This is a genomic window from Bacillus sp. N447-1, assembly GCF_022701035.1.
GTDB lineage: Bacteria > Bacillota > Bacilli > Bacillales > Bacillaceae_G > Bacillus_A > Bacillus_A cereus.
Genome location: NZ_CP065509.1, coordinates 1,550,918 through 1,573,807, shown reverse-complemented (window position 1 = coordinate 1,573,807; position 22,890 = coordinate 1,550,918). Strand labels below are relative to the sequence as shown.

Here is a 22,890-nt window from a genome sequence, read left to right as displayed (position 1 = left end):
TACGCCTGAAGTACTTATAAACTTCAGGCGTAAAAAATGTGGGTAGGAGGAATTTTATTTTTCTTACTTCTTGTATACAAAATGTGTTGGTTTTCGACTTGAAACCTTTTTTTGCTGTACATGTCCTGCTATAATAGATGGGTGATGAAGCAGGGGTTGTAAAGAATGTACTCTTATTGTAACCGCATTGCGTTCTTCTATAATTAGAAATTTTTGTGTAACGGAGGAGTTTTTTCATGGATAAGAAAATCGAAGTACTATCAACGACGCGTATTAAATATTCGTCGGATTTGTATAAAATTGTTGATAGTTTAAATCGTACGTTAAAAGAGCAGGACCTCATGTTCGGACTAGCATTAGACGAAAAAGATAAAGAAACAGCTGTATTTACGATTTACAGAACGTAGTGATACAATGAAAAAGTGGATCTTTGCAATCATTATTGTTATCGTTGCTAGCGGAATATATGGGGCGTATGTTTATAATAAAGCGATGGGAAAGAAAATTCCAAAAGAGTCGAAATTTGTAGAAATTGCTAAAGAAAAAGCAAAGCTTACAAAGGTGAAATCTGTTGATTATTACAACGGAAAATCTGCATATATAGTCGTGCAAGGTACAGATGAAAAGGGAGAACAACTTATCGTTTGGGTGCCTGAGAAAAAAGGGGATACTGTAGTAAGGAAAAAGAGCGAAGGTATTTCTGAAAAAGAGGCTATACAAAGAACAATAGAGCAAGTCGGCAATGAAAGTAAGGAATCAAAAAGTAAGCCGAAAGAGATTATGAAAGTGAAATTAGGCTTTGAAAATGATGTACCACTATGGGAAGTTACATATATTGATGATGACAATCGTTATAGTTATTACTATCTTGAATTTAAAGATGGAAAATTTTTAAGACGATATAGCATTGAAAAATAGATGTAGGGGGAACTACAAATGAAATTAGCAAAGCGAGTAGCTGCTTTAACACCGTCTTCAACTTTAGAAATTACAGCAAAGGCACAAGCATTAAAAGCAGAGGGTCATGATGTAATTGGATTAGGGGCAGGGGAACCTGACTTTAATACACCAGAGCATATTATGGATGCTGCACATAAAGCGATGTTAGAAGGGCATACGAAGTATACACCAACAGGTGGATTACAATCGTTAAAACAAGAAATTGTGAAGAAATTTACTCGCGATCAAGGTATTGCGTATGATCCATCTGAAATTATTGTATGTAATGGTGCAAAGCATGCATTATATACATTATTCCAAGTATTACTTGATGAGGGAGATGAAGTTATCATCCCAACTCCTTACTGGGTAAGCTATCCAGAGCAAGTAAAGCTTGCTGGCGGTAAGCCGGTTTATGTAGAAGGTTTAGAAGACAATGAGTACAAAATTACAGCAAAGCAGCTGCGTGAGGCAATTACAGAGAAAACGAAAGCAGTTATTATTAATTCACCGAGCAATCCAACAGGAATGATTTATAGCAAAGAAGAATTACAACAGCTTGGAGAAGTATGTTTAGAACATGATATTTTAATCGTTTCTGATGAAATTTATGAAAAATTAATTTATGGTGGCGTAGAATATACTTCAATTGCCCAGCTTTCTAATGCATTAAAAGAACAAACACTTATTATTAATGGTGTATCTAAATCTCATTCTATGACAGGATGGCGTATTGGATATGCTGCAGGAAATAAGCAGCTTATTAAAGCAATGACGAATTTAGCGAGTCATAGTACGTCAAACCCTACTTCAATCGCTCAATACGGCGCAATTGCGGCATATGCAGGCTCACAAGAACCTGTGGAAACAATGCGTCAAGCCTTTGAAGAGAGATTAAACATCATTTATGATAAATTAATTCAAATCCCTGGCTTTACTTGCATTAAACCGCAAGGGGCATTTTACTTATTCCCTAACGTAAAAGAAGCTGTAGCTTTATCAGGATATGCAACAGTTGATGATTGGGCAAAAGCTCTATTAGAAGAGGAAAAAGTGGCTCTTGTACCAGGTACAGGATTTGGTGCTCCAAATAATGTTCGCTTATCATATGCGACATCTCTTGAACAAGTAGAGAAAGCATTAGAGCGTATCCATACATTTATGAAAAGTAAAGTGCAAGCTTAATTTTATATTTCATTCATGTAATATAAAAAACCTCCCCATTAATAGGGAGGTTTTTTTGACGAATTGTGGCAAAAAGAAATAGCTAAAGGTGTGTTATACTAGAGAGCGAGGTGTTTGGTGATGAAAAAGAAAATGATGTTACAGTGGTTTGAGCAGGGAAGCATTGCAATTCCAAAATTACTTATGATGCATTATAAAAAATTAGGTTTAAATGAGACGGAATTTATGGTCGTACTTCATGTACACACATTTTTAGAATCAGGTAATTCGTTTCCGACTCCATCAGAGATTTCTGAACGGATGACGATAACGGAAATGAAATGTATGGAAGTAATTCAAGCATTGATTCAAAAAGGGTTTTTATCACTAGAAGGTGGACAAAGATCAGAAGCGATGATGTGCGAAAGTTATTCTTTACAACCGTTATGGGAAAAAATATTACATTTCTTAATGGATGAATCAATAGAGGAAGAGCAAAAAGAAAAAAAACAGCTGCAAGTAAATTTATATACAGTATTTGAAAAAGAATTTGGAAGACCACTTTCGCCGTTCGAATGTGAAACGTTAGGAATGTGGGAGGACCAAGATCAACATCATCCAAATTTAATTCAAGCGGCTCTTAGAGAAGCTGTAATGAGTGGAAAACTAAATTTCCGATATATTGATCGTATTTTATTTGAGTGGAAAAAGAATGGAATTAAAACGGTAGATCAGGCTCAAAATCAAGGTCAAAAATTTAGAGCGAATCAACAAAGAGCACAACAAATGACAAAACAAGAGACGAAATTTACTGGAAAAGTGCCTTTTTATAATTGGTTGGAGCAGTAATATAGGAGGAAGTATATGTTAAATAAAACGCAAATTCGCTATTGTTTAGACACAATGGCGGATATGTATCCAGAAGCACATTGTGAATTAATTCATGAGAATCCTTTTGAATTAGTAATCGCGGTGGCACTATCTGCACAATGTACAGATGCACTTGTAAATAAAGTGACGAAAAATTTATTTCAAAAATATAAAACACCAGAAGATTATTTAAGTGTATCTTTGGAAGAGTTACAACAAGATATACGTTCTATTGGGTTGTATAGAAATAAAGCAAAAAACATTCAAAAATTGTGTCAGATGTTGCTGGATGATTACAATGGAAAAGTTCCAGAAGACCGTGACGAGTTGACGAAATTACCAGGAGTAGGGAGAAAAACAGCAAATGTAGTTGTTTCGGTAGCGTATGGCATCCCGGCAATTGCTGTTGATACGCATGTAGAAAGAGTGAGTAAACGGTTAGCGATTTGTAGATGGAAAGATTCGGTGTTAGAAGTAGAAAAAACATTAATGAAGAAAGTACCGATGGATGAGTGGGGAGTTACACATCATCGTATGATTTTCTTTGGACGTTATCACTGTAAAGCACAACGACCGCAATGTGAGGAGTGCAGACTGTTAGAAGTATGTCGTGAAGGAAAGAAGCGAATGAAGGTGAAATAAAGGATGGAGCGAGTTATAGAAATACCGAAAGAATTTCACTGTTTACCATTTTTTAAAGAAAGTGTAAATTTAATTAAGTATCATACAGACAATTCTTTTGAAGAGATAATACAAAATACTTACTTTATATTTGATATTGAAAGACAGTATGAGCCGTGGAAGGAAATTGAAAACAGCATTCCAGCGATGTTGAATGTATGGAAAAATAAGCATGAAGACATTGCTATACTGTTTCGAAATAGAAATAAGCAAGAGGCTGAGGGACCAATGATTCTTTTTGCAGCTCACTTGTTATCGGTTGTCTATTGGCTAAATGAACAACCTGTTCATAGTTTGAATGAAATGCAAATAAATACGAATAAATTAAAAGTGCAACCTGTTAATTTTATGGAAAGATATTCATTCATTATAAAGAAACCGAGTAATTATCATTCTTATATTCAATTAGCGCAGTTGTATATCGAAATAGAAAAGCTATATGTAAAGAAAATGATAACAAAAAAGAAGTCCGCTTCTCGTTAAGAGAAACGGACTTCTTTTTTTGTATATTAGGACTCTGTTGTAACAACAGCACCGTCTGCGTGAGGTGTATCTCCTCCGGTATTTTGGTGTTGCTGTTCTTGTTGTTTCTTAGCCTCTTCTTCAGCTTTTTTCTTGGCCTCTTCTTCAGCTTTCTTCTTAGCTTCTTCTTCAGCTTTTTTCTTAGCTTCTTCTTCAGCTTTTCTTCTAGCTTCCTCATCAGCTTTCTTTTGAGCTTCTTCTTGCTGTTTACGTTGTTGTTCTTGCTGTTGTTCTTGTTGTTTCTTAGCCTCTTCTTCAGCCTTTTTCTTAGCTTCGTCTTGTTTTACTTTATCTTCATTAGCCTTTTTCTGGGCTTCTTCATCAGCTTTTTTCTTAGCTTCTTCATCGGCCTTTTTCTTAGCCTCTTCTTCAGCTTTTTTCGCATCTGGAGTTCCGCCAGGCGCAGTGAAGGATGCACCAACTGCTGGGCTTGTTCCAGTGCCTTTTTTCGCTACTACAGAGAAGCTGTAAGTAACACCTGGTTTAATACCACCAAGAGTAGCTGTCGTACCACTTATTGATAGGCTACCACTTGAACCATCAGTTGCTTTATAGCTGGCTGCATATGCATCGACTTCTGCTGGTCCAGACCAGTTTAGTGTAACTGTGCTAGCGCCATCAAAAGTGACATTCAGACCACTAGGGGCATCCACTTTAATTTGTTTAATTGCATCTTTTTTCGCACCTTTTACGTATAATTCTCCGTTTATTTCTTGTACAGAAGAAGGACGTTCAAAGCGAGATTTATCTGTAGCGAATTTGCTCATCATTACTTGGAACATTTGCTGTGCAATTTTAGTATAACGATCACTAATGTAGTTTTCTGGACCATTCTTTACGTAACCAGTCCATACAGCCATCGTATATTGTGGTGTATATCCAGCGAACCAGCTATCCCTGTTTGCATCAGCTGGAATGCCGTATTTCTTTAAATCTTTTGCATCAAAGTTTTGCGTTCCAGTTTTACCCGCTACGTCAACACCTGAAACATATGCTGTTGGTCCTGTACCACCAGAACCAGGTTTTACTACGTCACGAAGAACGTCAGTTACCATGTAAGCTGTATAGTCTTGCATAGCGCGTTGTTCTTTCGGTTTAAAGCTTTTCTTTTTCCCGTCCGGGAAGGTTACTTCTTTTACGAAGTGTGGTTTATTATAGTTACCACTATTACCGAAGGTTGCATATGCACCTGCTACTGCTAATGGAGAACTATCGTTACTACCAATTGCAGTAGATTCATGTACTCCATTTTCAAATGTCATGCCTAAACCTTCAGCAAACTCTTTTGATTTATTAAGTCCAACTGTTTGAGCTGTCTTTAAAGCCGGGATGTTTAATGACTTCTTCAATGCTTCACGAAGTGAAACGTCACCTTTAAAACTCCCTGTAGCATTTTTAATCTTTGTGCCATCCGAATAAGTATATTCAGAGTCATTTAATTGATGGTAAGTAGACCATTGAAGATTTTCAATCGCTGGACCGTAGTCGAAAATTGGTTTCATTGTTGAACCAACTTGGCGTTTTAAATCAGTTGCCATATTATGACCTTTGAAAGTGGACTTATTTTCTTTACGTCCAGCACCAATTGCTCGAACTTCTCCAGATTGTGTATCCATAAATACGAATGATCCTTGGAATTGATCGTTTGGATACTTAATAAGATTACCATCCATAATTTTTTCAGCGTAATCTTGAGCATCTTGATCAAGTGTTGTATGAATCGTTAAACCATCTGAACCGATATTTACATCAGGATATTCTTTTTCAACTTCTTTTACAACCGCATCTAAAAATGCTTGATACTTCATCTCAGTTACTTCTGAAGACGGTTGAAGGCCCTCAGTTACTGGGATCTTAACGGCGTTATTCATTTCTTCTTTTGTTATATAACCATGTCGATTCATTAATGATAATACGACATTACGACGATTTGTTGCTCGTTCAACATTTTCCTTTTTTGTTGGATCATAAATGTTTGGACCTTGGGGTAAACCAGCGAGCATAGCAGCTTCATGTAATTGCAAGTCTTTTAAATCTTTACCATAATATTTTTGCGCTGCTGTCGCAATACCGTATGAACGGTTACCTAAATTAATCTTATTTAAGTACATTTCTAAAATCTCATGTTTAGAGTATTGTTGCTCTAATTTGTAAGATAAGTACCATTCTTGTACTTTTCTTTTAGCAGTTTTGTCCATCGTTAGAAAGTAGTTTTTAACGACTTGCTGTGTAATCGTACTACCACCTTGGGAACCGAAACCACCGGTGACATTTTCCATAACTGCTTTTGTAGTTCGTTTAAAATCAATTCCATTATGATCATAGAAACGCGAATCCTCAGTTGCAAGGAATGCATTTTCAACTACTTTTGGAATTTGATCATAAGTAACGTGTGTTCGTTTTTCAGCACCGTATTCATAGAAGAAATTCCCGTTTTTATCAAGAAACTTTGTTGATAAAGGATTAACAAGTTTGGCTTTGTCTAATTTTGGAGCATCCTTTACCATAACAAAGAAAGCGGAAACGCCGGCTACAAGACCAACGATACCAAGAAGTAGACAACCTATAAGAAATTTCTTGAAAAAGGAGCCTTTTTTCTTTGGTTTTTCTTCTTTATGTGTTTTTTTCTCTTGATTTTTCACATGATTTCGTTCTGTACGAGAACGATAATTATCTGACATTATACTTTCTCCTACCTTTCATTCTCTCCCCCAAAAGTCGAAAAAAGAGCCTTAGTGATGACTCTATCACGAAAAATAAACCATGTCTAGTACACGGATATAGTCAATCCGAGGGTGATAACCGCATGATAATAAGGATCCATGCTCTTCTATTTCTTCTTTCGTAATTGACTTGCGTCCACCAGTATTTTGACGATTCCAAAATGCAATAATATGTTTTGCATCTAGTAAATAAAATTCATCAAAAAGTGTAAATTTAATAATAACAAATGCAATTCCATTATGAGCAACCACTTGCTTCATATGTTCAATTTGATGAAGGTGGAAGTTTTGAAGTGGGAAACTAGTTTTATTTTTTGTTTCCTTTGCTTCAAAATCGATGTATTTCCCTTTGTATACACCGTTGTAATCTGTTGTAGAAGGTTGTTTAAAATACGCTTCTTTTACCACTGCAGCACTTCGAGCGGGGTAATCTACTTTTACAATTTGAAGAGGTGTAGGCTTTTTATGTACACATGCAATATTATGGGTTAAGTAATATTGATTTGTTTCATTCAATTCCTCTTCAAGGGACATACCTCTATTACTATAAGTATGTGTTTTTATAGGTGTTTTTTGAGGTTGTGAAGCTTGATTATACCTTTTTCCATTTGGGTAACGAATGGTCATAGTGTGTCCACCCCCAACTTGCTAAGAATTACTTACAAAGGTGATTATATCAAAAAATGAAAAAAGATGTGACCTTTTTGATGAAAGGTATGATGACTTATTTATGTTTACATGGAATGATTATATGAAAATGAAACAAAATCGAGAAAAAAATTTTTGTACAGAGGAAGAAAAAGCAATCATTCACAATATTAAAAAGAAAACAGAAATAGCTAATGTGGACAATATTTCTCGGACACAATCTTATCAAGAATATTATTTAAGAAATAGTGAAATCAGGTGGGCCTTTTTAGCGAGTATGGTTTCGAGAAATGCGGGCTGGAATATGACTGATTTAGAAGGGAGATATTATGCTACTGTTTTACCTAGAACGGTAAAAAAACATTTATTTATTCTGTACGAACAGGCTAATTGGATTATTTTTTTAGATGCATTTCCTCAGCTATTATTGTATGAGGAAAGTAAGAAGAGACGTGCACCTCTCTTTCATTTGTTGCAATATTTCAACGTATCAATTTTTATGGAAAAAGAATGGTTACTTTTCTGGGAAAGAAGAGATATGAATAGGCTTATGACAGCGCTTATTATAAATGAACAAAATAAAATTCAAAAACCAGTCATTGAGAACACATATTTTAAAAAACATGTATTCCATACTGCACTTTTTAAAGTACAAGAAAGACTTCATATTAGTGCAGTTATCTTCCCAACAATTGAAGGGAGAATGTATGGATTTTCGGTTTATCAATTTGAAACGTTACAACAGCGCATAGAACTAGGAAAAAAATTAGCATGGTTATTGTTTCATCCAATTTATAATGGTTCGTTTTATAAGTTTGCATTGCAAACTACACATACTGGGTCTAGAGAAGATTATGAAGTTTACGCAAAGGAAACTCGAAAGTCTTATACGCCAACACTTAGAGAAATTTATCCTGTTATTTTACATGAAGAAATAAAAATGAGAGATTGGTTTTGTGCAAATATGAAAATGAATGTGCTATTTGTACCTGAAGAACCTAAAGGGGAAGTTAATATAACAGAATGGTATAGAAGAAAGAGAGAACAAATCTATAGGCTATCTATCGCAAATCGTTTTGCTAAAAGGATGGATGAGTTCATGATATAATAAAAAAGAAGTCCCGTCTTCCATTTTGAAGACGGGACTTCTTAATTTGAAACAATCCTGCTATGTGTGCTACAACTTTAATCTCAAAACGTAATGCTAGTAGGAGATTAAGGGTGACTTGAAATTTAACTGTTCGTAATAAAGTCTCGCTTTATGTAGCAGGGAAGTTTGGACCATCTAGCTTTGGATTGCCAGTCTCGGGTTTATTTTGTTGTTTGTTTTGGTTTTTCTTTTTTTCATTTTTGTTCTTTGCCATTGTAATACACCTCCTTTTTGTATTGTTACCATTTCTATAAATGACATACGAAATGATTTCTTTGACGAATAACAACTAGTTTTGTCATGTGGGCAGGAGTGGTGAATCATTCGGCGAAATTACATGACAAAGGAAAAGCAAAGAAGGAGGCGTTTTGTATATGGCGATGGTTCAGAAGGAAGATGTAATGAAAAAAATGGATCAAATGTTAAGTTCTCTCGATTTGCTGGAAATGAATATAGGGATTAGAATGAATCATGCATTAAAGGATGCGAGTGAAAAAATATGCAATAAGATAGAAATAACAGAAATGCATATTGAACATATGGAAAATAAATTAGTGCATCACGAAGAGAAAGGGAATTGGGTAAAGACATTTCAAAACGTCGTAGTGAGTGCATAATAAGGTGGGAAAGAAATGAAGAATGAAGCATTAATACAGTCTTCAGAAAAACTCATGCAGTATAATAATGAAGCGAATGTAAAAAAGAGAGAACTAACCGAATACGACTTTTATAAGGATATGAAACCGTTTGTAGATATGGTAGATGAGGAATTAAAGAAGTGGAAAGAATTAGCTTATAAGTGGATTAAAGAAGAAAAGCCAAAATATATACATGTACAGCAAATTGATCAAGTATATGATAATTTACAAACGAATGTGTTGCAATGCTTTGTAAATAAAGGTAAAGGTAAACGATTCTTTGAAACACACCAAGCCATTTCGTATACTTTGCAAAATATAGTTGAGCAATGTAAATAACAAGAGGGAGAGCCCTCTTGTTATTTTTATGCTTCTGTCATTGTTGTAGGTTTTGTTGCGCCGTTTATTTCTAATTCTTTTATTAATGTTCGATAATCTGATATGCATATTTTTCCTTCGAGATACCAATGTCTCGCAAAGTCTAATAATTCATTTGCATTCTCTGTGCAATACCCCTTTTTTTGAGAAAACGCTTGTTTTAAATCCCCTAATACCATGTTGATTCCTCCCCCATGAGAATCTTCTTCTTCATTATCATAGCATGGAAGGGTTTTCTTTTTTAATTTTTTAAAAATTTAAACTTCCGACAAAAATAGACAGATACTCCATCACACATATTATTTTATAGGTACATATTATATATGTAGAAACTTATGTGAAGGAGGAGAGAATGCATGTTTCAACAACCTAACTTATATCAGCAAACGAATCCATATGCACAGCAAAATATGTACCAATATAATACGGATACATATTTACGGTATAATATGTATCCTTTCGAGCCTTATTATGGAAATCAAAATTATTATCAACCGTTTGAAGTGTCCTTTATGAATCAAGCTCAACAACCACAACAGCAGCAACCTTATGTGAATCAAGCTCAACAACCACAACAGCAGCAACCTTATGTGAATCAAGCTCAACAATCACAAGCTCAGCAACCATACATGAATCAACCACAGCAGCAGCCTTATATGAATTCGCAATATTATATGCCACCACCATCTCCGTATGCTAATCAACAAGCGATGTTTTATCCACCAAAACAACCGTACCCGACGCAGGGTAAGCAAAAGCAACAACAGCCAAGTCAGTTTTCTAGTTTTGTTTCTCAATTTAAAACATCAGATGGTAACTATGATGTAAATAAAATGATGAATACAGCTGGACAAATGATGAATGCGATGAATCAAGTGACAGGTATTGTAAAGCAAGTTGGAGGCTTTTTTGGTAAGTGATGTTGAAGGATTGTCTATAAAAACAATGTAAATGAAATAAAGGACTAGACAAATTTCCTTGTAATAAATGGGTATATATAACAAACGGCTTTCTCTCTTTTCTCATACTGTAAAGTGTAATCAGATTTTTTTAACGAGAGAGGAGAGAAAAAACTATGCATCATTGTCATCCTTGCTTTGGAGGGCATAAGCCTACAGGACCTATTTGTACGACTGCTCCTGTCATTCATCCGACGAAACAATGCGTAACACACTCTTTTTCAACAACGGTGGTGCCACACATTTTCCCAACACATACAACACATGTACATCATCAACAAATTAAAAACCAAAACTTCTTCCCGCAAACAAATTCAAATGTAAATGTTGTGGACCCAATCGACCCAGGATTCGGTGGCGGATGTGGACCGTGTGGCCATGGTCATCATCATCATCATCACCACGGTCATCAAATATCTCCATTTGGGCCAGGACCGAATGTATCACCGTTTGGACCAGGACCAAATGTATCACCGTTTTTACCAAACAATGTATCACCAGTAGGTCCAAATATCGGACCAAACGTTGGTGGAATATTTAAAAAGTAAATGATATGTTAGAACTAGCGAAATGCTAGTTCTTTTTTTGTAATTGGAGTGTTGATATGAAAGTTATTGCAGTAACAGGATATAAGCCATTTGAACTTGGAATATTTAAAAATGATCATCCAGGAGTGGAGTGTATAAAGAAAGCATTACACCGTAAATTAATCACTTTTGTAGAAGATGGTTTAGAATGGGTTATAATAAGCGGCCAATTAGGTGTAGAATTATGGGCTGCTGAAGTTGTTTTTGAAATGCAAGTAGAATATCCTGATTTAAAATTAGCGGTATTCACTCCGTTTTTAGAACAAGAAGAAAATTGGAAAGAAGATAATCGTGAATATTACGAATTTATTCTTTCTCAAGCAGACCATGTTGATAGTATCACGAAACGGAAGTATGAAAGCCCAGAGCAATTTAAATTAAAAAATCAATTTTTTATTGAAAAAAGTGATGCGCTTTTAGCGGTATACGATGAAGAAAAACCAGGAAGTCCCAAATATATTGTAGAATCAGCAAAGAAAAAAGGAGAAATAGAAAATTATCACAGTTATTTCATTCTTTTTTCTGATTTACAAGATATAATAGAAGAGGAACAGTGGAATAATGCAGAGTAATATGTAATATAGTACTCGTATATATGATTGACAAAAAGCATTGTTTCTGAAAAAATTTAGTTAATGAAAGTTTTGGTAAAAATTTGAGGTGAAGAAAATGATTTCGGATAAAATTAAATTAACAGCGAAAGATATTTTAGAAAAAGAATTTAAAACAGGTATGAGAGGTTATCAGCAAGAAGAAGTAGACAAGTTTCTTGATATGATCATTAAAGACTATGAAGCTTTCCACAAAGAGTTTGAGCAATTAAAGCAACAAAATGCTCGTTTAAAGCGTGAATTAGAGGAACAAAAACTAGCAGTAACGCAAGTTCCACAACAACCTGTACAAACACCAGTTGCACAACCGGTTTATAACAACACGAATACGGATATTTTAAAACGCTTATCTAACTTAGAAAAAGCTGTATTTGGAAGTAAGTTATACGAATGATGTAAGGTGGGAAAAGGTTTAAGCATTTTACATAGAAAAAAACGTTGCAAAATCTTTTTGTTTCCACTATACTAATGGATGTCATAACGTTTGGGTAATCGCTGCAACGCCAACGTTGTAGAGGAAAGTCCATGCTCGCACGGCCTGAGATGGCTGTAGTGTTCGTGCCTAGCCAATTCATAAGCTAGGGTATTCTGGCTGTAAGGCTGGTTTAACGGCAGGGAAAAAACCTAAGTCCTTTCGGATATGGTTTGACTACCTTTAAAGTGCCACAGTGACGAAGTCCTTGAAGAAATGATAGGAGTGGAACGAGGTAAACCCCACGAGCGAGAAACCCAAATAATGGTAGGGGAATCTTTTCCAAGGAAATGAACGACGGGAAAGGACAGGTTTTATAACCTGTAGATAGATGATTGCCACCGGAGTACGAGGCGTGGGCCGTTTGTAGTACAAAGGAACAGAACATGGCTTACAGAACGTTATGAACCAACTATGAAATAACTCAGCTCTCCTTTGTTAGAGGAGGGCTTTTTATTTGTATGAAGTTATAAAGTATGAGTTAAAATGGTTAATGAGAAAATTTTTCGTAAAATGTAATAATTAATAGGACCAATTGCTATTAATTATTGTTTGAATATACATAAGAGGTGAATGCAAATGGGAAAAGTTACTTTAATTGCAACAGCGGCAATGGGTATTGAAGCGTTAGTTGCCCGAGAAGTTCGCGATCTTGGTTATGAATGTCAAGTAGAAAACAGCAAAGTAACATTTGAAGCAGATGAAAAGGCGATTTGTCGTACGAACTTATGGTTACGTACTGCGGACCGTGTAAAAATTAAAGTTGGCGAATTTAAAGCAACGACATTTGATGAGCTATTTGAAAAAACAAAAGCATTAAACTGGGGAGATTATATTCCAGAGAATGGTGAATTCCCTGTTATCGGTAAATCTTTAAAATCTGAATTATTCAGTGTTTCGGATTGCCAACGTATCGTTAAAAAAGCTGTCGTTGAAAAATTAAAAACAACATATAAACGTACAACTTGGTTTGAAGAAGATGGTCCGTTATTCCGTATCGAGATTGCAATGCTCAAGGATATTGCAACATTAACAATTGATGCGAGCGGTGTTGGGCTTCATAAACGTGGATACCGTATGGATCAAGGGGAAGCTCCGTTAAAAGAAACATTAGCTGCGTCTTTAATTAAATTAACAAACTGGAAGCCAGATCGTCCATTTGTTGATCCATTCTGTGGATCAGGTACAATTCCGATTGAAGCAGCATTAATTGGACAAAACATTGCACCAGGATTTAACCGTGGTTTCGCATCTGACGAGTGGGGCTGGGTAGGGAAACAAAACTGGCGTGAAGCTCGTCAAGAAGCTGAAGATTTAGCGAACTATGATCAACGATTACAAATCATTGGATCAGATATTGATCATCGTATGATTCGAGTTGCTCAAGATAACGCAGAAGAAGTAGGCTTAGGCGATTTAATTACATTTAAACAAATGCAAGTAAAAGATTTCACAACAAAAGAGGATTATGGCTACGTTGTAACGAATCCTCCATACGGAGAACGTTTAAGTGAAAAAGCACTTGTTGAACAACTGTATAAAGAAATGGGACAAGTATTCCGCCCATTAGATACATGGTCAGCGTATGTATTAACAAGCTACGAAGCATTTGAGAAGTGTTACGGAAAAGATGCGTCGAAGAAGCGTAAGCTGTTTAACGGATTTATCCGTACAGATTACTACCAATACTTCGGAAAACGTCCACCGCGTAATTCATAGTATAAAACTCCTCTAGCGCGCATATACTGGCTATTATGTAATGCGTAAAGGAGGAAGTCATATGGATAATTTTCAATTATCAATGATTCAAAAAGCTATTCACCGTACGTATGATGAGCTCGGAAAAGAAGTGGATAGTCAAGGTGCGATTGTAGATGAAATACAAAAAGCACAAGAAGAATATTTGTCAGCTCTTTCACATGAAACAGCGATTGATAAACGGTATTTAAAGTCATTAATATAGAAGAAAATTTTCCTTTTTCGAAAGGAAAATTTTTTTTCGTGAATTTCTATGTATTGCAACAGGGGAAAGTGGCTGCACACATATGCGTAGCAGTTGCTATTATCTTTTTATAGAAAAACTTTTTGGTTGGAGGCTAAGGATGTTTACTGAGAAGAGATTACCATTTGAAGTAGGAAAACAAGATAATTTTTATGATAAGTTGAATGAGTGGATTGGAGATGTGTTTTACGACATCCTTCCGGAAAAAGGCTTTGAAGAGCGTGATGAACAAATTTTTATGGCGTTTCAGTTAGAACGCGCTTTCCAAGAAAAGAAAGTTATGTTCGCAGAAGCTGGTGTAGGAACAGGGAAAACAATTGTATATCTTCTATATGCAATTTGTTACGCGCGTTATACTGGGAAACCAGCTATTATTGCTTGTGCAGATGAAACGTTAATTGAGCAGCTTGTGAAAGAAGAAGGGGACATCGCTAAGTTATCTGAAGCATTAGGGCTATCTGTTGATGTAAGGCTTGCAAAATCAATGGATAATTATTTATGCTTACGTAAACTTGAAGATGTTATGAGTGGACGAGCTCCAGAAGTAATTGAAGACGTATATTACGAGTTACCACAGTTTGTATTCGATCATGGTACGATGCAAAACTTTACTCACTATGGTGACAGAAAAGAATTTCCACTTTTAAATGACGAAGAATGGTCAAAAGTAAATTGGGATTACTTCCAAGATTGCTTTACTTGTGATTCTCGTCATCGTTGTGGACAAACTCTTTCTCGTGAACATTATCGTAAAGCAGCAGATTTAATTATTTGTTCTCAAGATTTCTATATGGATCATATTTGGACGTACGATGCTCGTAAGCGTGAAGGGCAAATTCCATTATTACCAGAAAGTAGCTGCGTTGTATTCGATGAAGGACATCTTGTAGAATATGCAGCTCAAAAAGCTTTAACATACCGTTTAAAGCAAACGATGATGGAGCAACTATTAACGAGATTGCTACAAAACGATATTCGTGAGGAGTTTGCACATTTAGTAGAAGAAACAATTTGGCAAACTGAACGATTCTTTGATGTGTTACAAGAGAATAAAAAGGAAATTGCCGGTTCTGATCGTCTAGAAATTACTGTGACAGAAAAAGTAACAGCTGAAGCGAAACGACTTTATGCAAAAATCGGTGAAGTTGGAGATGCATTAGTATTCGAAAGTGAAATGCATACAGTAAACACGTATGATTTAAATATTGTTGATGAGCATTTAGATGTATTAGAACATTCACTTCGTCTGTTCATGCACGAGAAAAATGTAATTACTTGGGGTGAAGAAGGTGATGGTGCCTTCACGTTAGTTATTATGCCGCGTGCAGTTGAAGAAGTGTTACAAGAGAAAGTATTCTCGAAGAAAATACCGTATATTTTCTCTTCTGCGACATTATCGAACAACGATTCATTCGCTTTCACAGCTAATAGCCTAGGGGTAAAAGATTACTTGTCATTCTCAGTTGCTTCACCGTTTGATTACGAAGAGCAAATGACAGTAAACTTACTATCACATACGAAAGAAAATGAATGGGAAAGAAAGTGTCAATATACACTTGAAAATATACAAAAAACAAATGGACGTACGCTTGTATTATTCCGTACAACGCAAGAGCTTGCAGCGTTCAAAGAGTATGTAAGTAAAGAGCAAATGTCGGTTCCGTTCTTATATGAAGGAGATCAGGAAATTAGCCAGCTCGTTTCTCGTTTCCAAAATGAAGAAGAGACTGTACTTTGTGCGGTTCATTTATGGGAAGGTTTAGATATTCCTGGTTCATCATTATCGCACGTTATTATTTGGTCTTTACCATTCCCTCCAAACGATCCTGTGTTTGAAGCGAAACGTAAGCACGTAAATGATCCATTCTGGGATGTAGATGTACCATATATGATTTTACGACTTCGTCAAGGAATTGGGCGTTTAATTCGTACAAGTGAAGATAAAGGTGCTATATCAATTTTCTTATCTGATTCAGAAGATGAGAAAGTAGTTGCAGCTGTGAAAAATGTACTGCCAGTAGAAGGTAAAGAATTATAAGGAGAAAGCTTGGCGCTTGCCAAGCTTTTTTTCTATTATAAAAGGAATTTATGTTTCTGTGTCGAATTAAATTTGAGGTAGAAAAAGGAGGCTTTTATACGATGACAGTTGCTACATATGAAGTAGAAAAACAATTTTTAACATACGTGAAGAAGATACAAAATTACGGAGAAGCATTAAGTTTAATGTTTTGGGATTTAAGAACAGGTGCACCCAAAAAAGGTGTAGATCAGCGTTCAGAAGTAATTGGTATGCTTTCGTCAGAAGTGTTTGCTATGTCGACTTCAGATGAGATGGGAAACTATTTAACAGAGCTTGAAGCTTTAATACGTGAAGATAAACTTTCTGAAACAACGAAGAAAATGGTTGAAGAGTGTCGGAAAGAATATGATAGAAATAAAAAAATTCCACAAGCTGAATATGAGGCTTATGTGAAATTAGAAGCGAAAGCAGAGAGTGTGTGGGAAGAAGCTCGTGAAAAATCTGATTTCGAAATGTTCCGCCCATACTTAGAAAAAATTGTTGAATTTAAAAAGAAATTTATTACATATTGGGGTTATGAAACATATAAATATAATACATTATTAGACATGTATGAGCCAGGTATTACAGTAGAAGTTTTAGATCACGTATTTGGTCAACTTCGTGAGCGCATCGTGCCGCTTGTAAAAGAAATCTCTGAGTCTAAAAAAGGATTAAAAACAAGTGCTTTATCGGAACAATTTTCAAAAGAAAAACAAAAGAACTTTACATTAGAACTATTAAAGCAATTGAATTATGACTTTGAAGCAGGTCGTCTTGATGAAACAGTGCATCCTTTCGAAATTACATTAAATAGAGGGGATGTTCGTATTACGACACGCTATGATGAAAAAGATTTTCGTATGGCTGTTTTTGGAACGATTCATGAATGTGGTCATGCAGTATATGAACAAAATATTGCAGAACAATTTGAAGGTACACCACTTTGCAGTGGTACATCTATGGGTATTCACGAATCACAATCATTATTCTTTGAGAACTTTATCGGCCGTAATAAATCATTCTGGAAGAAAAATTATGATTTATTAAAAGAGTATAGCAATGGTCAATTTGATGATATGTCAGTCGATGAATTTTATGATGCAATTAACGAATCGAAGCCGTCATTCATTCGTATAGAAGCAGATGAGCTTACATACCCGCTTCATGTTATGGTGCGTTATGAATTAGAGAAAGAATTATTTGATGGTACATTACAAGTGAAGGACTTACCAGCAGCTTGGAATGATAAGATGGAAGCATATTTAGGAATTCGTCCGGAAAATGATGCACAAGGTGTATTGCAAGATGTTCACTGGGCTGGTGGCTCATTTGGATACTTCCCATCTTATGCGCTTGGTTACATGTATGCAGCGCAATTTAAGCAAAGAATGTTAAAAGACATTCCGAACTTTGATGCATTATTAGAAGAAGGAAACGTAACACCGATTCGTGAATGGTTAACAGAACATATTCACCAATATGGTAAAACGAAAAAGCCGCTTGAAATTTTAGAAGATGTAACAGGTGAAGGCTTAAATGCAAACTACTTAGCCGATTATTTAGAAGCGAAATATAAAGAGATTTATGAGTTGTAAAAAAAAGAGCTGCTTAATTGCAGCTCTTTTTTAAAGGGGGATGGGAGAATGGACTATACATATACAGTAATGACGCAAGAAGAAGCAGAAGAAATTGCATGCAACTGGCATTATGAAGGGAAATATTCCTTTTACGATATAGAGGCAGATGAAGAAGATTTAGCTGAATTTTTACATGATGAAAGTAGAGGGAATCATACATTTTCTGTGAAGGAAAATGGCACTCTCATTGGTTATTTTACTGTTTGTAAAATAAATGACGGAACGGTTGATATTGGTCTTGGAATGAGACCTAATATAACTGGGAACGGATTTGGTTTACAGTTCTTAAACGCTATACTAGCTTTTAGTAAAGAAAAATATGGATGCAAGTATATAACACTATCAGTAGCTATATTTAATGAGAGAGCGATTAAAGTGTATAAAAGGGCAGGATTTGAAGTAGTTGGAACGTTTATACAGAAAACAAATGGTAGTTGTTTTGAGTTTTTGAAAATGAATTATATATGTAAAAATGATTAAAAAACAGAAGAATCTCCTTCTGTTTTTTTATGCAGAAATAAATCATACTTTTTGTAATTGGAAGTTTTGAAATTTTGGAAGAGGATGTGTATGATTGAAGTTTAATAGTAAATAGCAAGTTTAGTAAGGAGAGACAGCATGAGTATAATTAAAACGAAAAATGAAATAGAGTTAATGCATGAATCGGGAAAATTACTTGCTTCATGTCATAGAGAAATTGCGAAGATGATGAAACCAGGTATTACTACAAAAGAAATTAATACGTTTGTTGAAGCATATTTAGAACAGCATGGTGCAACGTCTGAGCAGAAAGGGTACAACGGATATCCATATGCGATATGTGCATCTGTAAACGATGAAATGTGTCATGCGTTTCCGGCCGATGTTCCTTTAACTGAGGGTGATATTGTAACAATTGACACGGTAGTAAACTTAAATGGGGGTCTTTCAGATTCTGCTTGGACGTATAGAGTTGGAAAAGTTTCTGATGAAGCAGAAAAGTTGTTGTTAGTAGCTGAGAATGCTTTGTATAAAGGAATTGACCAGGCGGTAATTGGTAATCATGTAGGAGATATTGGCTATGCAATTGAAAGTTATGTAACAAATGAAGGTTTTTCTGTTGCAAGAGACTTTACGGGACATGGAATCGGTAAAGAGATTCATGAAGAACCAGCAATTTTTCATTTTGGGAAACAAGGACAAGGACCTCAGTTACAAGAAGGAATGGTAATTACAATTGAACCGATTGTAAATATAGGTATGCGATATTCTAAAGTAGATTTAAATGGGTGGACTGCACGAACGATGGACGGGAAATTATCAGCTCAATATGAGCATACAATTGCGATTACAAAAGATGGGCCAATCATTTTAACGAAGTTGTAATTGGAAATGAAAGAGTTTGCAAAACTCGAACAAAAATAGTAGTTTTTAAAAATTTGTACGTGTTTTTTCGATAAATGCTTTTCAAAGCATAAAAAGTACGTTATAATCCTTCTATAAAATAAATAGTTAGCTACACTCATATAATCGCGGGGATATGGCCTGCAAGTTTCTACCGAAGTACCGTAAATACTTTGACTATGAGTGAGGACGAATATAATTGCTTGTTTAGCATTCTTTTTTTGCGAAACTCCAAAAGCGCGTCTCTCACTTGTAACGAGTGGTGGTGGCTTTTGGAGTTTTTTTATTGCATAAGAGGGGGAACAAACATGAAAGTATTACAAGAAAAGATTTTGAACGAAGGAAAGGTTTTATCTGGTGACGTATTAAAGGTAGATGCTTTTTTAAATCATCAAATTGATCCAGTACTTATGCAAGAAATCGGAAAAGAATTTGCTAAACGTTTTAAAGAAGAGAACATTACAAAAATCGTGACGATTGAATCTTCAGGCATTGCACCAGCAGTTATGGCTGCATTAGAGCTTGGTGTAAAAGTAATTTTTGCACGAAAACGTAAATCGTTAACGTTACAAGATAATATGTACGTTGCAAACGTATATTCATTTACAAAACAAGAAACAAATGAAATTTCATTATCTCGAAATCATATCGATGAAAATGATCGCGTGCTAATCATCGATGACTTTTTAGCAAACGGTCAGGCTGCTTTAGGTTTAATGAGTTTAGTAGAGCAAGCTGGAGCGAGTATTGCAGGGATTGGAATTGTTATTGAAAAAGCATTTCAAGATGGAGGAAAGAAGCTTCGTGAACAAGGCGTTCGTGTTGAATCACTAGCAGAAATTGCATCACTTGATAACGGCACAGTTACATTTGTACAGCAAGAAACTGCGGAGGTGAAATAAACGATGAAGCAGCATCCATTTAAAATTGCATCGCTTGGTATGCAGCATATGCTTGCAATGTATGCTGGAGCAATTATCGTTCCGCTTATTGTGGGCGGTGGACTTGGTTTAAATCAAAAAGAGTTAACATATTTAGTCTCAATTGATTTATTAATGTGCGGCGTTGCGACAATTTTACAAGCATTATCAAATCGCTTTTTCGGTATAGGACTTCCCGTTGTACTTGGTTGTACATTTACAGCCGTTGGACCGATGATTGCGATTGGAAAACAATACGGTGTGTCTTCAATTTATGGAGCAATTATTGCTGCTGGGTTATTCGTTGTTATTTTTGCGAAATTATTTGGAAAACTTGTAAAACTGTTTCCACCTGTTGTAACAGGATCTGTTGTTACTGTAATTGGAGTTACACTTGTTCCAGCAGCAATTAATGACATGGCTGGAGGAGTAGGAAGTAAGGATTTCGGTAGTCTTGAAAATTTAGCATTAGCATTTGGTGTGTTATTATTTATCATCATTATGTATCGTTTCTTTGATGGATTTATTCGTTCAATCTCTATTTTACTAGGTCTATTGTTCGGTACTATCGTTGCAGCGTTTATGGGGAAAGTAAGTTTGCAAGCGGTTGGAGAGGCGGATTGGTTCCACGGTATTCAACCATTTTACTTTGGTACACCAACATTTGAATTAACACCAATTATTACGATGATTCTCGTTGCTTGTGTAGGGATTGTAGAAGCAACGGGTGTATACTTTGCATTATCTGATATTTGCAATAAAAAAATCGGTGAAAAAGAATTAACAAAAGGCTATCGCGCAGAAGGATTAGCGATGGTGTTAGGTGGCATTTTCAACGCGTTCCCATATACAACATACTCTCAAAACGTAGGACTTGTTCAATTAACTGGAGTAAGAAATCGCGTTATTATTTATACTTGCGGTGGTATGTTAATCGCACTTGGTTTCATTCCAAAAATCGCAGCTATTACAACAATTATTCCGAAATCAGTACTGGGCGGTGCGATGTTAGCGATGTTCGGTATGGTTATGGCATATGGTATTAAAATGTTAAGTAGCGTTGACTTCGGAAGACAAGAAAACTTATTAATCGTTGCATGTTCTGTCGGAATTGGGCTTGGCGTAACAGTCGTTCCTACATTATTTTCACAACTCCCAGAAAGCATTCGTATTTTAACAGATAACGGAATTGTACTTGGAAGTGCGTCAGCAGTAATTTTAAATATCGTATTTAATATGGTGCCGCAGCGCAAAGTGAAAGTAGAAGAAGAGCCAGTATCTATGCAAAGTGCAGTAAGAGAAGCGTAAAAAAGCAAGGTCTCGTTATGAGACCTTGCTTTTCTTTTTAAGTGGCATCATTTTCCCGTAAGTACCAAGACGCCAAATGTACTCAAGTGGTCCGTATTGGTAATGTGAAAGCCACCAGCGGCTAATAAAGATTTGTAACGTGTAGAAACTAATGCAGAATAGTGGTCCAACCCATAGTGGAGCCAGATAATCATTTTTAAACAATAGCCCGAATACAAGTAATGTAACAATTGTATGCGAGATGTAATTTGTTAATGCCATTCGTCCAACGTATTGGAATGGACGTAATAACGTTTGCCATTTTTCTTTTTGTAATAAACGCATTAGTGTGAAAATGTAGAATATGAATAACGTTTTTCCGCTAAACATTGTAAAGACCTGCATATAAATTGGTTCATAAAATGGTTTTGATAAGAAGTAACGAACCATGAAGAACCACATTGGTAATGTAAAAAGGAACATAATAATTTGCCATTTTTTAAGCTTTGGATCTAACTCTTTCGCGCGGCGGAAAATATCCTTTTTGCCGGCGTATAAACCAAGTAAAAACAGCCCAACTGTTTCTGGGAGCATAAGTAAATTTAATCCAATTCCATCAGCGTAAAATGCATGGAAACGATTTTGTATTTGTGACAGCCAGTCTTCTAATGGCATGATAGGTAAGGAAAAACCTAGCTCTTCCTTTGGTACCAATGCAACCGTAATACCAGCCATTAGCATAATGAATTGAAAAATACTCAATAAAACGATAGCCCATATTAAAATAGTACGAGGTTCTCTCTTATAAAATAAAAATAAGAAAAATCCAGCAATCGCATAAGTATGTAAAATGTCTCCGTCCCATAAAAGAACGTAATGTAAGAAACCGAATAATAATAAAATAAGTAAGCGGCGAACAAATAAAATTTTTGGATGATCTGTTTTCGCTTCAGCACGACTCATAAAAATATAAAAACCTAATCCGAATAAAAACGAAAAAATTGTATAAAATTTCGTTTGAATAAACATATCGTAAAATAGGCGAATGTAGCTGTCTATCCCTTCGTAAATTCCTGAAAGATCACGTGAGTCAACCCCGGCGATAACAGGCCAATTCACAAGAAAAATACCTAGTACAGCTATTCCTCTAATAATATCAATGGAGTGTATCCTCTCGCCTTGTGTGAGATTTTGTGTCATTTTTTTCCTCCTTGTTAAGTAATTCCCTTTTATTATACGAAATGTAAGGTGGAGGGG

Annotated in this window: 26 protein-coding genes, 1 other RNA gene and 1 riboswitch; of the genes, 22 read left to right on the top strand and 5 right to left on the bottom strand. The window is 35.6% G+C overall.

The window, feature by feature from the left end; genetic code table 11:
* The first annotated feature begins 236 nt into the window (after positions 1-236).
* The 6 genes from IQ781_RS07765 to IQ781_RS07740 all read left to right on the top strand — a co-directional run bounded on the left by IQ781_RS07765 (position 237) and on the right by IQ781_RS07740 (position 4,137).
* Positions 237-407 (top strand): YpmA family protein, encoded by a 171-nt coding sequence (locus IQ781_RS07765; protein WP_000358352.1) that lies wholly within the window; start codon positions 237-239, stop codon positions 405-407.
* Positions 408-414: 7 nt separating this feature from the next.
* Entirely contained in the window at positions 415-918 is a 504-nt protein-coding gene (locus IQ781_RS07760) for a cell wall elongation regulator TseB-like domain-containing protein (RefSeq protein ID WP_000758739.1), read from the top strand.
* An 18-nt stretch (positions 919-936) separates the two neighbouring features.
* Positions 937-2,124, top strand: coding sequence for an aspartate transaminase AspB (gene aspB / locus IQ781_RS07755; protein ID WP_000761571.1), 1,188 nt, complete (start codon positions 937-939; stop codon positions 2,122-2,124).
* Between the two features lie 120 nt (positions 2,125-2,244).
* Positions 2,245-2,952: a DNA replication protein DnaD gene (gene dnaD / locus IQ781_RS07750; RefSeq protein ID WP_000728542.1), complete on the top strand. Its 708-nt coding sequence runs from the start codon at positions 2,245-2,247 to the stop codon at positions 2,950-2,952.
* Positions 2,953-2,967: 15 nt separating this feature from the next.
* Positions 2,968-3,615 carry an endonuclease III gene (gene nth, locus IQ781_RS07745; protein WP_000933030.1) on the top strand — a complete coding sequence of 216 codons (648 nt, stop codon included), beginning with the start codon at positions 2,968-2,970 and terminating at the stop codon, positions 3,613-3,615.
* Between the two features lie 3 nt (positions 3,616-3,618).
* Positions 3,619-4,137 (top strand): YpoC family protein, encoded by a 519-nt coding sequence (locus tag IQ781_RS07740; RefSeq protein WP_000442650.1) that lies wholly within the window; start codon positions 3,619-3,621, stop codon positions 4,135-4,137.
* A 26-nt stretch (positions 4,138-4,163) separates the two neighbouring features.
* Here the strand turns inward: IQ781_RS07740 and IQ781_RS07735 are convergent, their stop codons facing one another.
* Both IQ781_RS07735 and recU read right to left on the bottom strand, forming a co-directional pair.
* Positions 4,164-6,857 carry a PBP1A family penicillin-binding protein gene (locus tag IQ781_RS07735; RefSeq protein ID WP_001283092.1) on the bottom strand — a complete coding sequence of 898 codons (2,694 nt, stop codon included), beginning with the start codon at positions 6,855-6,857 and terminating at the stop codon, positions 4,164-4,166.
* Between the two features lie 66 nt (positions 6,858-6,923).
* Complete coding sequence (gene recU, locus IQ781_RS07730) at positions 6,924-7,526, bottom strand: Holliday junction resolvase RecU (protein ID WP_000155598.1); 603 nt, start codon at positions 7,524-7,526, stop codon at positions 6,924-6,926.
* Positions 7,527-7,629: 103 nt separating this feature from the next.
* Here recU and IQ781_RS07725 point away from each other — a divergent pair, with 103 nt between their 5' ends.
* A complete protein-coding gene (locus IQ781_RS07725) occupies positions 7,630-8,655 on the top strand; it encodes a DUF2515 domain-containing protein (RefSeq protein ID WP_000495660.1) in 1,026 nt (341 codons plus the stop codon).
* A 151-nt stretch (positions 8,656-8,806) separates the two neighbouring features.
* Here IQ781_RS07725 and IQ781_RS28290 read toward each other — a convergent pair whose 3' ends face one another.
* On the bottom strand, positions 8,807-8,986 hold the full coding sequence (locus IQ781_RS28290; protein WP_001987054.1) for a hypothetical protein: 180 nt from the start codon (positions 8,984-8,986) through the stop codon (positions 8,807-8,809).
* A gap of 85 nt (positions 8,987-9,071) precedes the next feature.
* Here IQ781_RS28290 and IQ781_RS07720 point away from each other — a divergent pair, with 85 nt between their 5' ends.
* Both IQ781_RS07720 and IQ781_RS07715 read left to right on the top strand, forming a co-directional pair.
* The gene (locus IQ781_RS07720; RefSeq protein WP_001252036.1) at positions 9,072-9,314 is read left to right on the top strand and encodes a hypothetical protein; all 243 of its coding nucleotides are present in this window, start codon (positions 9,072-9,074) and stop codon (positions 9,312-9,314) included.
* A 15-nt stretch (positions 9,315-9,329) separates the two neighbouring features.
* The gene (locus IQ781_RS07715) at positions 9,330-9,674 is read left to right on the top strand and encodes a YppE family protein (protein ID WP_000786939.1); all 345 of its coding nucleotides are present in this window, start codon (positions 9,330-9,332) and stop codon (positions 9,672-9,674) included.
* A gap of 26 nt (positions 9,675-9,700) precedes the next feature.
* Here IQ781_RS07715 and IQ781_RS07710 read toward each other — a convergent pair whose 3' ends face one another.
* Complete coding sequence (locus IQ781_RS07710; RefSeq protein ID WP_000242652.1) at positions 9,701-9,892, bottom strand: YppF family protein; 192 nt, start codon at positions 9,890-9,892, stop codon at positions 9,701-9,703.
* A 177-nt stretch (positions 9,893-10,069) separates the two neighbouring features.
* On the opposite strand from IQ781_RS07710, the gene IQ781_RS07705 reads away from it, so the two are divergent.
* The 13 genes from IQ781_RS07705 to pbuX all read left to right on the top strand — a co-directional run bounded on the left by IQ781_RS07705 (position 10,070) and on the right by pbuX (position 21,654).
* Complete coding sequence (locus tag IQ781_RS07705; protein ID WP_016122190.1) at positions 10,070-10,633, top strand: YppG family protein; 564 nt, start codon at positions 10,070-10,072, stop codon at positions 10,631-10,633.
* 155 nt (positions 10,634-10,788) lie between these two features.
* On the top strand, positions 10,789-11,220 hold the full coding sequence (locus IQ781_RS07700) for a CotD family spore coat protein (RefSeq protein ID WP_000546272.1): 432 nt from the start codon (positions 10,789-10,791) through the stop codon (positions 11,218-11,220).
* A 56-nt stretch (positions 11,221-11,276) separates the two neighbouring features.
* On the top strand, positions 11,277-11,831 hold the full coding sequence (locus IQ781_RS07695) for an SLOG family protein (RefSeq protein WP_000862908.1): 555 nt from the start codon (positions 11,277-11,279) through the stop codon (positions 11,829-11,831).
* A gap of 97 nt (positions 11,832-11,928) precedes the next feature.
* Positions 11,929-12,264, top strand: a complete 336-nt coding sequence (gene gpsB / locus IQ781_RS07690; RefSeq protein WP_000622431.1) for a cell division regulator GpsB — start codon at positions 11,929-11,931, stop codon at positions 12,262-12,264.
* A gap of 86 nt (positions 12,265-12,350) precedes the next feature.
* Positions 12,351-12,741: RNase P RNA component class B (rnpB, locus tag IQ781_RS07685), an RNA gene on the top strand.
* Positions 12,742-12,921: 180 nt separating this feature from the next.
* On the top strand, positions 12,922-14,061 hold the full coding sequence (locus IQ781_RS07680; RefSeq protein WP_000521224.1) for a THUMP domain-containing class I SAM-dependent RNA methyltransferase: 1,140 nt from the start codon (positions 12,922-12,924) through the stop codon (positions 14,059-14,061).
* A 61-nt stretch (positions 14,062-14,122) separates the two neighbouring features.
* A complete protein-coding gene (locus IQ781_RS07675; RefSeq protein ID WP_000368570.1) occupies positions 14,123-14,305 on the top strand; it encodes a DUF3921 domain-containing protein in 183 nt (60 codons plus the stop codon).
* Between the two features lie 139 nt (positions 14,306-14,444).
* Positions 14,445-16,382 (top strand): ATP-dependent DNA helicase, encoded by a 1,938-nt coding sequence (locus IQ781_RS07670; RefSeq protein ID WP_000493709.1) that lies wholly within the window; start codon positions 14,445-14,447, stop codon positions 16,380-16,382.
* Between the two features lie 101 nt (positions 16,383-16,483).
* Positions 16,484-18,001 (top strand): carboxypeptidase, encoded by a 1,518-nt coding sequence (gene ypwA, locus IQ781_RS07665; RefSeq protein ID WP_000215077.1) that lies wholly within the window; start codon positions 16,484-16,486, stop codon positions 17,999-18,001.
* A gap of 48 nt (positions 18,002-18,049) precedes the next feature.
* Positions 18,050-18,523 carry a GNAT family N-acetyltransferase gene (locus tag IQ781_RS07660; RefSeq protein WP_242808279.1) on the top strand — a complete coding sequence of 158 codons (474 nt, stop codon included), beginning with the start codon at positions 18,050-18,052 and terminating at the stop codon, positions 18,521-18,523.
* A gap of 138 nt (positions 18,524-18,661) precedes the next feature.
* Positions 18,662-19,408 carry a type I methionyl aminopeptidase gene (locus IQ781_RS07655; RefSeq protein ID WP_000022487.1) on the top strand — a complete coding sequence of 249 codons (747 nt, stop codon included), beginning with the start codon at positions 18,662-18,664 and terminating at the stop codon, positions 19,406-19,408.
* A gap of 116 nt (positions 19,409-19,524) precedes the next feature.
* A riboswitch (purine riboswitch) is annotated at positions 19,525-19,626 on the top strand.
* Positions 19,627-19,734: 108 nt separating this feature from the next.
* Positions 19,735-20,328: a xanthine phosphoribosyltransferase gene (locus tag IQ781_RS07650; RefSeq protein ID WP_000866483.1), complete on the top strand. Its 594-nt coding sequence runs from the start codon at positions 19,735-19,737 to the stop codon at positions 20,326-20,328.
* A 3-nt stretch (positions 20,329-20,331) separates the two neighbouring features.
* Positions 20,332-21,654, top strand: a complete 1,323-nt coding sequence (gene pbuX, locus IQ781_RS07645; RefSeq protein WP_063220804.1) for a xanthine permease PbuX — start codon at positions 20,332-20,334, stop codon at positions 21,652-21,654.
* Between the two features lie 15 nt (positions 21,655-21,669).
* On the opposite strand, the gene IQ781_RS07640 is transcribed toward pbuX, so the two are convergent.
* Positions 21,670-22,833: a DUF418 domain-containing protein gene (locus IQ781_RS07640; RefSeq protein WP_000193191.1), complete on the bottom strand. Its 1,164-nt coding sequence runs from the start codon at positions 22,831-22,833 to the stop codon at positions 21,670-21,672.
* Between the last annotated feature and the right edge of the window lie 57 nt (positions 22,834-22,890).